The organism is Pseudomonas sp. NFACC39-1, from assembly GCF_900110355.1.
Lineage (GTDB): Bacteria > Pseudomonadota > Gammaproteobacteria > Pseudomonadales > Pseudomonadaceae > Aquipseudomonas > Aquipseudomonas tehranensis.
Map to the genome: position 1 here is coordinate 80,530 of NZ_FODL01000017.1, position 13,396 is coordinate 93,925.

A 13,396-nucleotide genomic window follows, 5' to 3' on the forward strand; every position below is an offset into this window, starting at 1 on the left:
CATGACTAACAAAATCATTCTTGCACTCGAAGCAGAGCAGATGACCAAAGAAATCCCTACCTTTGCCCCGGGCGACACCATTGTCGTTCAGGTGAAAGTGAAGGAAGGCGACCGTTCGCGTCTGCAAGCGTTCGAAGGCGTTGTTATCGCCAAGCGTAACCGCGGCGTAAACAGTGCATTCACCGTTCGTAAAATCTCCAACGGTGTTGGCGTAGAGCGTACTTTCCAGACCTACAGCCCGCAAATCGACAGCATGGCTGTCAAGCGTCGCGGTGATGTACGTAAAGCCAAGCTGTACTACCTGCGTGACCTGTCGGGTAAAGCAGCTCGCATCAAGGAAAAACTGGCTTAAGTCCAGCTTCCGATGCAAAAAAAAGCAGCCTGCGGGCTGCTTTTTTGTTGCCTGCGATTTGGTCTTTGAGCACCCTGCATCTCATCATTTCCATTTCGATGCCGCGTACGCACGCATCCCTCATGAGTTTTTATGCCAGCCATTGATCACCCGCTGATAGACCAGTTTCTCGACGCCCTGTGGCTGGAGAAGGGGCTGTCCGACAACACCCGCGATGCCTATCGCAGCGACTTGGCGCTGTTCAATGGCTGGTTGCAGGAACAAGGCCTGGAGTTGGCCAATGCCGGGCGAGAGTTGATCCTCGATCACCTGGCGTGGCGTCTGGAGCAGAACTACAAGCCGCGCTCGACCGCACGGTTTCTCTCGGGTTTGCGTGGGTTTTATCGTTATTTACTGCGGGAAAAGCTGATTGCGGTGGATCCGACCTTGCGCGTGGAGATGCCGCAGCTGGGGCGACCGTTACCCAAGTCCCTGTCCGAAGCCGATGTAGAGGCGCTGCTGGCAGCGCCGGACCTCAGCGAAGCCATCGGTCAGCGCGATCGGGCCATGCTGGAGGTTTTGTACGCCTGCGGCCTGCGGGTCACCGAGCTGATCAGTCTGACGCTGGAGCAGGTCAACCTGCGCCAGGGCGTGCTGCGAGTGATGGGCAAAGGCAGCAAGGAGCGTCTGGTGCCGATGGGCGAAGAGGCAATCGTCTGGGTCGAGCGATACATGCGCGACGCCCGCCATGAACTTCTGGGCGGGCGCCCCAGCGACGTGCTGTTCCCCAGCCTGCGCGGCGAACAGATGACCCGCCAGACTTTCTGGCACCGCATCAAGCACCAGGCCAAGGTGGCCGGGATCGGCAAGTCACTGTCCCCCCATACCTTGCGTCATGCCTTCGCCACGCACCTGCTCAATCACGGCGCCGACCTGCGGGTGGTGCAGATGCTGCTGGGCCATAGCGACTTGTCCACCACCCAGATCTACACCCACGTCGCCCGGGCGCGGTTGCAGGATCTGCACGCCAAACACCACCCCCGCGGATAGGTGGTGCATCGCTTTTGTGGCGAGGGCGCTTGCTCCCGCTGGGGCGTGTAGCTGCGTAGGAGCTGTCGAGTGCAACGAGGCTGCGATCTTTCCACTACCCATTGAGTCGAAAGCGAAAGCGAAAGCGAAAGCGAAAGATCAAGATCAAAAGATCGCAGGCTTCGCCAGCTCCTACAGGGCACAGCGGGAGCAAGCGGCCTCGCCACAAGTTTCCGGTCCTTATGCATTGCGTGTTGTCTTGCGTCGGCGGCATTCGGCCACGCGGGCCTTATGTGGTAGGCTTTGCCGGTTTGCACAGTGGGCGGTTGGAACCCGAATCTGCCGGTCGGCGTTCCCCGTCCCATTTGTCCGTCTCAGGAGCTCCCATGCGTTTGATCCAGATGTTCACCGCCGCCGCCATCGCGTTGGCCAGTACTGTTGCCATCGCCGACGACGCGGCCGACAAGGCTATCCGCAAGAGCCTGGAAAACCTTCAGATGGAGGTGCCGATCGAAACCATCACTGCCAGCCCCATGTCCGGCCTGTATGAAGTCAAGCTCCAGGGCAGTCGTGTGCTCTACGCCAGCGCCGACGGCCAGTACATCGTCCAGGGCAACCTGTTCGAGCTCAAGGGGGGCAAGCCGGTCAACCTCACCGAGAAGACCGAGCGCCAGGGCATTTCCAAGCTGATCAATGGCATTCCTGTTGCCGAAACCGTGGTTTACCCGGCGGTCGGCGAAACCAAGTCCCACATTACCGTGTTCACCGACACCACCTGCCCGTATTGCCACAAGCTGCACGCCGAAGTGCCGGAGCTGAACAAGCGCGGCATCGAAGTGCGCTATGTGGCGTTTCCGCGCCAGGGCCTGGGTTCGCCGGGTGATGAGCAGTTGCAGGCGGTCTGGTGCTCCAAGGACAAAAAAGCGGCCATGGACAAAATGGTCGATGGCAAGGAAATCAAGGCCGCCAAGTGCGAAAACCCGGTTTCCAAGCAGTTCGCCCTCGGTCAGTCCATCGGTGTGAACGGTACGCCGGCCATCGTTTTGGCGGACGGTCAGGTGATTCCGGGCTACCAGCCGGCGCCACAAGTCGCCAAACTGGCCCTTGGCGCCAAATGATCATGGGCAGTGCGTTTATGAAGATCACGGCTCGGCGAAAACCTTCGTCGGGCCGTTAAACACAAAGTCGCGTTGCTGCGCGGCTGTATTTCACGGCCGACCTTGCGTCGGCCGTTTCATGGGGAGTCAAGAGTGAATCCGGTCAAAGTAGGCATCTGTGGGTTAGGTACCGTCGGTGGCGGCACCTTCAACGTACTTCAGCGCAACGCCGAGGAAATTGCTCGTCGTGCCGGGCGTGGAATCGAAGTGGCACAAATTGCCATGCGCACGCCAAAGCCTCAGTTCCAGACGACCGGTATTGCGATTACCAACGATGTCTTCGAAGTGGCCACGAACCCTGAGATCGACATCGTCATAGAGCTGATGGGCGGCTATACCGTTGCCCGCGAGCTGGTACTCAAGGCCATCGAGAATGGCAAGCATGTGGTCACCGCGAACAAAGCGCTTATCGCTGTTCACGGTAATGAGATTTTCGCCAAGGCGCGGGAAAAAGGCGTGATCGTTGCGTTCGAAGCCGCCGTGGCCGGTGGCATTCCGGTGATCAAGGCGATCCGCGAAGGCCTTTCGGCCAACCGCATCAACTGGGTCGCCGGGATCATCAACGGCACCGGGAACTTCATTCTCACCGAGATGCGCGAAAAGGGTCGCACCTTCGAAGACGTGCTCGCCGAGGCTCAGGCCCTGGGATACGCAGAAGCCGATCCGACCTTTGACGTGGAAGGCATCGACGCGGCGCACAAGCTGACGATCCTGGCGTCCATCGCCTTTGGTATTCCGCTGCAATTCGACAAGGCCTACACCGAAGGCATCACCAAGCTGACCACCGCTGACGTGAACTACGCTGAAGCCTTGGGCTACCGCATCAAGCACCTGGGCGTAGCCCGTAGCACGGCCAGTGGCATCGAACTGCGCGTGCACCCGACCTTGATCCCGGCCGATCGCTTGATCGCCAACGTCAACGGCGTGATGAACGCCGTGATGGTCAATGGCGACGCCGCCGGCTCCACGCTGTTCTACGGCGCTGGCGCCGGCATGGAACCGACCGCTTCCTCGGTGGTGGCCGATCTGGTGGATGTGGTGCGTGCGATGACCTCCGACCCGGAGAACCGTGTGCCACACCTGGCTTTCCAGCCGGACTCGCTGTCGGATCATCCGATTCTTCCGATCGAAGCATGCGAAAGTGCCTACTACCTGCGTATCCAGGCCAAGGACCACCCAGGGGTACTGGCTCAGGTGGCGAGCATCCTTTCGGAGCGCGGCATCAACATCGAGTCGATCATGCAGAAGGAAGTCGAGGAACACGATGGCCTGGTGCCGATGATCCTGCTGACCCATCGTGTGGTCGAGCAGCGCATCAACGACGCGATCACCGCGTTGGAGGCCCTGCAGGGCGTTGTCGGGCCGGTGGTCCGTATCCGCGTCGAGCATTTGAATTGAAGCAGCTGCAAGCGCCAAGCTGAAAGCTGCAAGTTAAGTCAATACAGCTGCAAGCCATGAGCTGCAAGCTACAAGTAGAAGCCCGGCTGCTTTTAACTTGTAGCTTGTAGCCCGTAGCTCGAAGCTCAAACCAAAGGTTTGCCCCCATGCGCTATATCAGCACCCGCGGCCAGGCACCGGCCCTGAATTTCGAAGATGTCCTGCTGGCCGGTCTGGCCACGGACGGCGGCCTCTATGTGCCGGAAAACCTGCCGCGCTTCACCCAGGAAGAGATCGCCTCCTGGGCCGGCTTGCCGTATCACGAGCTGGCCTTCCGGGTCATGCGCCCGTTTGTCACCGGCAGCATTCCGGATGCCGACTTCAAGAAAATCCTGGAAGAGACTTATGGCGTCTTTTCCCACAACGCCATCGCGCCGCTGCGTCAGCTCAACGGTAACGAATGGGTGATGGAGCTGTTCCACGGCCCGACCCTGGCCTTCAAGGACTTCGCCCTGCAATTGCTCGGTCGTCTGCTGGACTACGTGCTGCAAAAGCGTGGCGAGCGTGTCGTGATTGTCGGTGCCACTTCCGGCGATACCGGTTCGGCCGCCATCGAAGGTTGCAAGCATTGCGAGAACGTCGACATTTTCATCCTGCACCCGCACAACCGTGTCTCGGAAGTGCAGCGTCGGCAGATGACGACGATTTTCGGCGACAACATCCATAACATCGCCATCGAAGGCAACTTCGATGACTGCCAGGAAATGGTCAAGGCCAGTTTTGCCGACCAGAGCTTCCTCAAGGGTACGCGGCTGGTCGCGGTGAATTCGATCAACTGGGCGCGGATCATGGCCCAGATCGTTTATTACTTCCACGCGGCCCTGCAACTGGGCGGCCCGGCCCGCTCGGTATCGTTCTCGGTGCCTACGGGTAACTTCGGCGATATCTTTGCCGGTTATCTGGCGCGCAACATGGGGCTGCCGATCAACCAGTTGATCGTCGCCACCAACCGCAACGACATCCTGCACCGCTTCATGAGCGGCAACCAGTACGTCAAGGAAACCCTGCACGCTACGCTGTCGCCGTCCATGGATATCATGGTGTCGTCGAACTTCGAGCGCTTGCTGTTCGACCTGCACGGTCGCAATGGCGCGGCAATTGCCGGCCTGATGGACAGCTTCCGGCAGGGCGGTGGTTTCAGCGTCGAGCCTGAGCGCTGGACCGAAGCGCGCAAGCTGTTTGACTCCCTGGCGGTGGATGATGCGCAAACCTGCGAGACCATTGCCGAGGTGTTCGAGCAGAGCGGTGAATTGCTCGATCCACATACGGCCATCGGTGTGAGAGCCGCTCGTGAGTGCCGTCGCAGTCTGGACATCCCGATGGTGATCCTGGGCACTGCTCATCCGGTCAAGTTTCCGGAAGCGGTGGAGAAGGCCGGTGTAGGAAAAGCGCTCGAACTACCCGCACACCTTTCTGATTTGTTTGAGCGAGATGAGCGTTGCACCGTGTTGCCCAATGACTTGAAAGCCGTGCAGGCCTTTGTCAGTCAGCATGGCAACCGCGGCAAGCCTCTCTGAGCGCTGAAACTTGTCACATTTTGAAGCCCGTCTCCTGACGGGCTTTCTTGTTTCTGCATGCCAAACTGATCGGGTTTTCGCCCTTGGAGGGACGGGCGAGTAATCTCGAAGGATATGCAGATGTTGTTTTTTATCAGACGCAAACCAGCCCTGGGCTGGATGATGGGCCTGGTCCTGGTGTATTGGGCACTGGGGGTGGACGCCGCACAGTTGGCGGCCTACGAAACGCCACCGTTCGGCCCCGGCGAGCGGTTGGTGCTGGATCCGCAGGAATTGAAGTGGATCGAGCAAAACCCGCAGGTCATCGTGGCCTCGATGCAGTTTCCGTTGTACCTGTTCAAGAATGAGCATGGGCAGTGGAACGGCCTGAACAACGACATTCTCCAGCGTATTGCGCGCATGACAGGCCTTGAGTTTGTGCATCGGGAGTCGTTCTCCCCTGAACAATTGCTGGCGATGCTGGAGAACGCAGAGGCCGACATGACGACCACGCTGGCGATGAACGACGAGCGCAGGGATTTTCTGAACTTCAGCCACGCCTTTGGCGGTTCCGGCTGGGTATTCGTCGGACGCGACGGGGAGGCCGTCCCCGATTCGCTGGAGCAGCTCAATGGCAAGATCCTGGCATTGCCGGCACGGCATGCCTTGGAGGCGCAAATCCGGCGCGACTATCCGGCCATCGAATTGCGCACGGTCAAGACTTACGGGGAAGCGAGGGCCCTGGTGGAGAGCCGGGAGGCCCACGCCACCATTGAAAACGAAACCGGGGTGCACCTTTATCCGGCGGGACAGTTGCGAGTAGGAAGAAGTCTGGAGGGCAAGTGGGAACCGGACTATCTGGCCGTACGTCAGGATCTGCTCCCATTGCTGAGTATTCTGAACAAGGCACTGGAAGCTTTTCCGGCCGAGGAAATGCGGGCGCTGCGTATCAAATGGATGGCAGGTATTGCTCCTGGCCAGCCGCCATCGGTCTGGTTGCGGATTTCCCAGTGGGGTTATTGGTGTGTGACAGTGGTCGTGTTGTTCGCTCTGCTGTCCCTGCTTTGGAACCGCCGCCTGCAGATACAGATCGACCAGCGTCTCAAGGCAGAGGCTGTCCTCAATGATCAGTTGATGCTCCAGAAGGCCTTGATGGATGCCATCCCCGATCCGATCTTCATTCGAGACCTGGAAGGGCGCCTGATCATGTGCAACAAGAGTTACGAAGAGCAGTTCGCGACGCGCTTTGAAAAGTTGCGGGGCACCCGGCTGACGGACTCTGCGGTGTTCCCGCCGGCTACTGCCGAGCAGCTGCACGGAGAGGTCATGGAACAACTGCGAACCGGCCAGTCCCGGTTCGTCGATCGTCAACTGATGTTCAGGAGTGGATTACGCAAAATCTATCATTGGTCGGTGCCTTTTTATGGGGCCGACGGGCAGTTGCGCGGTTTGCTGGGAGGCTGGATCGATGTCGGGCGCCGGTGGAATCGCTCTGAGCCATTGCTGGCTTGACGCAGGCTGCTCGCGAGAAAATTTCTTCCAGCGGCAGCTGTTGTTTGCCTGTCATATTGGACGCGCATGCTCGATTGAACGGCTTCGAGGTGTACCGACTCGGTATGCGAACGAACTTTCTGCTGCGGCCCACGGTCATTTACTGTGCACAAGCAGTTGTTTTCGGACTATTGAAGGGTGAGCGAATGGAAAGTATCAGCCTATTGCTGGGTGAGGCTTTGAGCCCGTATCAGGTGACGCTGACTCCCTCTGGCGCCAGAGGCGAGTGCCTGGTCACGCTGAAGAATGCCTCCGGGGCCATCATGGTCGAACGCCTGTTCAACCAGGCCCAATTGACCGACAGACGCCAACTGACGGACGTGGTCGATGGCCTGCATCGCGATGTGCTGATTGCCGAGGGCCGGCTTGAGCCCTGTGTGATCGCGGCGCTGCGTAATCTGGCGCGTGACAAGGTTATGGCTCTCCCGAATTGAACACAATTTCGTGGGAACCTTCCTACGTCCTGATGAGTCAGACCCTTTACCAACAAGATCAAGCATTGTGCTCCGGTGCTTGTCGCTTGTTGTACCGACCTCAATGGTCGCGTTTAACCCCGAGTTGTCTCCCCACTTCTCGGGGTTTCTTTTTGCCCGTCGTTTAAGGTTTTAGCGTGCTCTGCCGCTGGGCGGTGCAGAAACTCTGTGGGAGCGAGCCTGCTCGCGATAGCGTCGGGTCAGTAGACCGGGTAATGACTGGCACACCGTTATCGCGAGCAGGCTCGCTCCCACAGGATCTTCAGTGATCACAGACTTTCGTTCACTGCAGGGCGCATCAAATGGCGCCGTCGGTGCGCAGTTGGGCGATCTGCTGTGCATCGAAGCCAAGCTCGCCGAGCACCTGAGCATTGTGCTCACCCAGCGCTGGGCCCACCCATTCAGAGGTGCCCGGTGTGTCGGAGAGTTTCGGTACGATGCCCGGCATCTTGAACGCCTTGCCGTCCGGCAGCTTGGCCTTGAGAAACATTTCCCGGGCGAGGAACTGCGGATCGCTGAACATATCTTCGGCGCTGAAAATCCGACTGGCCGGTACTCCCGCCTGGTTCAAGTGCTCAATAACGGTATCGAGCGGGAGCGAATTGACCCAGCGATCGATGACCCCGTACAGCTCATCGCGGCGGCTGTCGCGCCCATCATTGCTGGCCAGTTGCGAGTCATTGGCCAGATCGTCACGGCCGATGACCTGCATGAAGCGCTTGAAGATCGCGTCGCCGTTGGCGCCAATCTGCACGTGCTTGCCATCGGCGCTGGTGTGGATGGACGACGGGGTGATGCCGGGCATGATGTTGCCGGTGCGCTCACGGATGAAACCGAACACGTCGAACTCCGGCACCATGCTTTCCATCATGGCGAAAATCGCTTCGTACAGCGCCACGTCCACCACTTGCCCGGTTCCGCCGTTGACCTCGCGATGACGCAGCGCCATCAGTGCGCCAATCACGCCCCAGAGGGCGGCAATCGAATCGCCGATGGATATGCCGGTGCGCACCGGTGGCCGGTCTTCGAACCCGGTGATGTAACGCAGGCCGCCCATGGACTCGCCCACTGCGCCAAACCCGGGCTGATCTTTCATCGGCCCGGTCTGACCGAAGCCCGAAAGCCGCACCATGACCAGCTTCGGGTTCAGCGCATGCAATACATCCCAGCCCAGGCCGAGCTTTTCCAACACGCCGGGGCGAAAATTCTCGATCAGGATGTCGGCTTCGCCGATCAGCTTTTTCAGAATCGCCAGACCTTCGGGGTGCTTGAGGTTCAGGGTCAGGGATTTCTTGTTCCGCGCCTGGACGAACCACCACAAGGACGTGCCTTCATACAGCTTGCGCCATTTACGTAACGGGTCGCCGCCATCGGGCGATTCGACCTTGATCACCTCTGCACCGAATTCACCGCAGATCCGCGAGGCAAAAGGTCCGGCGATCAAGGTGCCGAGTTCGATGACTTTGACGCCCGCAAGGGGTTTGGCAGTAAGCGACATGACGGATCCTGTAGAACAAAGGCAGAACGAATAGAGCGTTTTATCATAGGCCGGCGCCAGTCGCCGCAGGTTGATGGTCGGCAATTCGTGGAATGCCCGCCTCATCGGTTAGACTTGCCGCCTTTCCTTGTATCAAGAAGCCCGTTCATGGCCCAGCCGTCCACGACCTATAAGTTTGAACTGAACCTCACCGATCTCGACCGCAGTGTGTACGAGAGCGTGAAGCAGACCATCGCCCGTCATCCTTCGGAAACCGAGGAACGCATGACCGTGCGTCTGTTGGCCTACGCTTTCTGGTACAACGAACTGCTGGCGTTTGGCCGGGGTCTGTCGGACGTCGATGAACCTGCGCTGTGGGAAAAAAGCCTGGATGATCGTGTATTGCACTGGATTGAAGTCGGCCAGCCCGATGCCGACCGTCTGACCTGGTGCTCGCGCCGCACCGAACGTACCAGCCTGTTGGCCTATGGCAGCCTGCGGGTCTGGGAAGGTAAGGTGATCCCGGCGGTAAAGAACCTCAAGAACGTCAACATTGCCGCCGTGCCCCAGGAAGTGCTGGAGACACTCGCTAAGGACATGCCCCGCGTAATCAAGTGGGATGTGATGATCAGCGAAGGGACGATTTTCGTGACTGATGATCGCGGCCAGCATGAAGTCCAGTTGCAGTGGTTGCTGGGTGAGCGCGGCTGATCCCGACGGGCCCTGTAGGAGCTGCCGAGCGAAGCGAGGCTGCGATCTTTCCCCTGGCGCTTGAGTCTCAAGCCAAAGATCAAGAGATCACAGCCTTCGGCAGTTCCTACAGGGCCCAACGCAAGCAAGCGCCCTCGCCACAAGTAATCAAAATTCCACAGTTTTATAGAGAAATATCCGTCACCCCATGCGCATAGAACCCCGCCAGTTACCCGATACCCTGCCATTCCTCGGTGACCTGCCGCCCCTGTTGACGCGCCTGTATGCGGCCCGTGGCGTGCAGTCCGAGGCTGAACTGGACAAGAGCCTGGCGCGCTTGATTCCTTATCAGCAACTCAAGGGCATCGACGCGGCGGTGGATCTGCTGGTGGTGGCGCTGGAGCAACGCCAGCGCATCCTGATCGTCGGCGACTTTGATGCCGACGGCGCGACGGCCAGCACGGTGGGCATGTTGGGGCTGCGTTTGCTCGGCGCGGCCCATGTCGATTATCTGGTGCCCAATCGCTTCGAGTACGGCTACGGACTGACCCCGGAAATTGTCGAGGTTGCCCTGACCCGTGAGCCGCAGTTGCTGATCACCGTGGACAACGGGATTTCCAGCGTCGAAGGTGTGGCAGCGGCGAAAGCGGCGGGGCTCAAGGTGCTGGTTACCGACCACCATTTGCCGGGCCTGGAACTGCCGGCGGCCGACGCCATCGTCAACCCGAACCAGCCAGGCTGTGAGTTCCCGAGCAAGGCATTGGCCGGTGTCGGTGTGATCTTTTATGTGCTGATGGCTTTGCGGGCGCGTCTGCGCAGCCTGGGCCGATACGCCAGCAGCCCCCAGCCAAACATCGGCGAACTGCTGGATCTGGTGGCACTGGGCAGCGTGGCGGATGTGGTGCCCCTCGACGCCAACAACCGGATCCTGGTGCATCAGGGTCTGGAACGCATTCGTGCCGGGCGTGCCCGCCCCGGTATCAAGGCCATACTGGAAGTGGCCAGGCGCGATCATTCTCGTATCACCTCCACCGACCTCGGCTTTATCCTCGGCCCGCGCCTGAACGCAGCCGGGCGTCTGGACGACATGAGCCTGGGCATCGAATGCCTGCTCACTGACGATCCGGCTTTAGCGCGAGAGATGGCGGCGCAACTGGACGGCATGAACCAGGATCGCAAATCCATCGAGCAGGGCATGCAGCGTGAAGCCCTGGCCCAGCTCAAGGATTTGCCGGTGGAGTCCATGCCGTTCGGTTTATGCCTGTTCGATCCTCAGTGGCACCAGGGCGTTATCGGGATCCTCGCCTCGCGGATGAAGGAGCGGTATTTCCGCCCGACCATTGCTTTTGCCGATGCCGGAGACGGCCTGCTCAAGGGCTCGGGGCGCTCGGTGCCGGGTTTCCATATTCGCGATGCCCTGAGTGTGGTGGCCGCGCAACATCCGACGCTGATCAGCAAGTATGGCGGCCACGCCATGGCGGCGGGACTGACGTTGGCGCAAGAGAATTTTCCATTGTTCGCCGAGGCATTCGACGCTGAAGTACGCCGACAATTACGTGAAGAAGACCTGACCGGGCGCCTGTTGTCGGACGGCACCCTGGCGGTGGAAGAGTTTCACCTGGAGCTGGCTCGGGCGCTGCGTCACGCCGGGCCCTGGGGTCAGCATTTCCCGGAGCCGATGTTTCACGGGGTGTTCCAGTTGGTCGAACAGCGCGTGGTGGGCGAACGGCACCTCAAGGTCGTCCTCAAGAGCGAATGCGGCTCGGTGAAGCTCGATGGTATCGCCTTCGGCATCGATCGCGATATCTGGCCAAACCCCACGGTGCGCTGGGTGGAGTTGGCCTACAAACTCGATCTCAACGAGTTTCGCGGCCAGGAAACGGTGCAGTTGATGATTGCCCATATCGAACCGCGGTAGGCTCCAATACTCATCTGCTGGGTGGCGACTCCTTGTGTGGGAGCAAGGCTTGCCCGCGATGAAGGCGATGCGGCTTTTCAAAGAACGAGGTGCCTGTCTCGCGAGCAAGCTTTGCTCCCACACGAGAATCAGGGGCGGTTTTTAATTCTGAACCCACCCTGATCCCGGGTTGTCGACTAGGCTCTAAGCACTGCTTGATAGCCCTTGTGACGTCTTGTCGGATTTCTTTGCCCGCGGGGGCGGGTGTTGCACCTTTTTGTCACTCGTCGACTTTTCAAACAGAACCCTGGAGCCTGCCCACTGATTCGAGAGGTGCCCCATGAGTCTGCTGCTGGAACCCTATACCCTTCGCCAATTGACCCTGCCCAATCGCATCGCCGTGTCGCCGATGTGCCAGTATTCGAGCGCCGATGGCCTGGCCAATGACTGGCACCTGGTACACCTCGGCAGCCGCGCCGTGGGTGGCGCCGGCCTGGTGTTCACCGAAGCCACTGCCGTCACTGCTGACGGCCGCATCACCGATCAGGACCTGGGGTTGTGGAACGATGAACAGATCGCCCCCCTGCAACGCATCACCCGCTTCATCACCGCCCAAGGGGCCGTGCCGGGCATACAGCTGGCCCACGCCGGACGCAAGGCCAGCACCTGGCGACCCTGGCTCGGCAAGCATGGCAGCGTAAAACCGGAGGAGGGTGGTTGGGTTCCGGTCGGCCCGTCGCCGATTGCCTTCGATCCGCAGCACACCCAGCCGGTCCAACTGGACGAGGGGCAGATTGCCGGTGTCATCCAGGCGTTCGTGGAGGCGGCCAAACGTAGCCTGACGGCCGGCTTCAAAGTTGTGGAAGTCCACGCCGCCCACGGCTATCTGCTGCATCAATTCCTGTCTCCCTTGAGCAATCAGCGGCGCGATCAATACGGCGGCTCGTTCGAGAATCGCATCCGGCTGGTGCTGCAAGTGACCGAAGCGGTCCGGGCGGTATGGCCTGAGGAATTGCCGGTGTTCGTGCGCGTATCGGCCACCGACTGGGTCGAAGATGGCTGGAACCCGGATGAAACCGTGGAGCTGGCGCGACGATTCCGGGCACTGGGGGTGGACCTGATTGATGTGTCCTCGGGCGGCACCGCCGCGAATGCAGAAATTCCCACCGGTCCCGGGTATCAGACGCGTTTTGCCGAACGGGTGCGCAAGGAGTCGGAAATCGCCACCGGCACTGTCGGTATGATTACCGAACCAGCCCAGGCCGAGCACATCTTGCGGACCTGCCAGGCCGACATCATTTTCCTGGCCCGCGAATTGTTGCGCGACCCGTACTGGGCGCTGCATGCCGATGATGACCTGGGGGGACGCAAAGCCACGTGGCCGGCGCAGTACCAGCGGGCCACGCATCGGGAACAGCCGATTCATGAGTCGGATTTGCGCGATTAAGGGTTAGCTTGAAACAAAAAGCCCCGGTTTTTAGGCCGGGGCTTTTGTTTATTGGGCTGGATGGTCCGGCGTCTGTACTTGCCTCATCGCGAGCAGGCTCGCTTGTATGGTAGGACTTGAAGGGAGGAGGAGGGACAAGGCTCGATTCTGACTGTTAGGCGCAGTACAGACCGTGGGAGATTTCGCCCCTCCTCCTTTCACCCAAGCGCCGATAAAGAATGCATCTGGCCTAAACCGACGATAGGAACAAGCCTGCGCCTCTGGGTGAACCCTTCAAGTGTTCAAACCTTAGCCCGGAGAATTTTCAATGGCAATGCCGGTTTCTGTCACAAAGCCGATTGTGGGCGTGGATGTCGCCAAGAACGAGTTGGTGATCTATCACGCCGAACTTGATGTACTGGAGGCGATTCC

At 59.7% G+C, this 13,396-nt stretch carries 11 protein-coding genes and 1 pseudogene; 11 read left to right on the forward strand and 1 reads right to left on the reverse strand.

What is annotated here, in order from left to right; genetic code table 11:
* The first annotated feature begins 1 nt into the window (after position 1).
* From rplS to BMY45_RS24800, 7 genes are all read left to right on the forward strand, one after another.
* Complete coding sequence (gene rplS / locus BMY45_RS24770) at positions 2-352, forward strand: 50S ribosomal protein L19 (protein WP_003175895.1); 351 nt, start codon at positions 2-4, stop codon at positions 350-352.
* A gap of 132 nt (positions 353-484) precedes the next feature.
* Complete coding sequence (xerD, locus tag BMY45_RS24775; protein WP_047227504.1) at positions 485-1,381, forward strand: site-specific tyrosine recombinase XerD; 897 nt, start codon at positions 485-487, stop codon at positions 1,379-1,381.
* Between the two features lie 365 nt (positions 1,382-1,746).
* Positions 1,747-2,478 (forward strand): bifunctional protein-disulfide isomerase/oxidoreductase DsbC, encoded by a 732-nt coding sequence (dsbC, locus tag BMY45_RS24780; protein WP_092402674.1) that lies wholly within the window; start codon positions 1,747-1,749, stop codon positions 2,476-2,478.
* A gap of 132 nt (positions 2,479-2,610) precedes the next feature.
* Entirely contained in the window at positions 2,611-3,915 is a 1,305-nt protein-coding gene (locus BMY45_RS24785) for a homoserine dehydrogenase (protein WP_047227506.1), read from the forward strand.
* Positions 3,916-4,061: 146 nt separating this feature from the next.
* A complete protein-coding gene (gene thrC / locus BMY45_RS24790) occupies positions 4,062-5,471 on the forward strand; it encodes a threonine synthase (RefSeq protein WP_047227507.1) in 1,410 nt (469 codons plus the stop codon).
* A gap of 120 nt (positions 5,472-5,591) precedes the next feature.
* The gene (locus tag BMY45_RS24795) at positions 5,592-6,962 is read left to right on the forward strand and encodes a transporter substrate-binding domain-containing protein (protein ID WP_092402676.1); all 1,371 of its coding nucleotides are present in this window, start codon (positions 5,592-5,594) and stop codon (positions 6,960-6,962) included.
* A gap of 185 nt (positions 6,963-7,147) precedes the next feature.
* Complete coding sequence (locus BMY45_RS24800) at positions 7,148-7,435, forward strand: DUF3509 domain-containing protein (RefSeq protein ID WP_092402678.1); 288 nt, start codon at positions 7,148-7,150, stop codon at positions 7,433-7,435.
* 337 nt (positions 7,436-7,772) lie between these two features.
* Here BMY45_RS24800 and BMY45_RS24805 read toward each other — a convergent pair whose 3' ends face one another.
* Positions 7,773-8,972 carry a CaiB/BaiF CoA transferase family protein gene (locus BMY45_RS24805; RefSeq protein ID WP_092402680.1) on the reverse strand — a complete coding sequence of 400 codons (1,200 nt, stop codon included), beginning with the start codon at positions 8,970-8,972 and terminating at the stop codon, positions 7,773-7,775.
* A gap of 147 nt (positions 8,973-9,119) precedes the next feature.
* Between BMY45_RS24805 and BMY45_RS24810 the strand changes: the two genes are divergently transcribed.
* The 4 genes and pseudogenes from BMY45_RS24810 to BMY45_RS28490 all read left to right on the forward strand — a co-directional run.
* On the forward strand, positions 9,120-9,662 hold the full coding sequence (locus tag BMY45_RS24810) for a YaeQ family protein (protein WP_092402682.1): 543 nt from the start codon (positions 9,120-9,122) through the stop codon (positions 9,660-9,662).
* Between the two features lie 187 nt (positions 9,663-9,849).
* On the forward strand, positions 9,850-11,559 hold the full coding sequence (gene recJ, locus BMY45_RS24815) for a single-stranded-DNA-specific exonuclease RecJ (RefSeq protein ID WP_047227512.1): 1,710 nt from the start codon (positions 9,850-9,852) through the stop codon (positions 11,557-11,559).
* A gap of 319 nt (positions 11,560-11,878) precedes the next feature.
* Positions 11,879-12,985 carry an NADH:flavin oxidoreductase/NADH oxidase gene (locus BMY45_RS24820; protein ID WP_092402684.1) on the forward strand — a complete coding sequence of 369 codons (1,107 nt, stop codon included), beginning with the start codon at positions 11,879-11,881 and terminating at the stop codon, positions 12,983-12,985.
* Positions 12,986-13,292: 307 nt separating this feature from the next.
* Positions 13,293-13,396 (forward strand): annotated as a pseudogene (locus BMY45_RS28490) (IS110 family transposase); the annotation flags it as partial.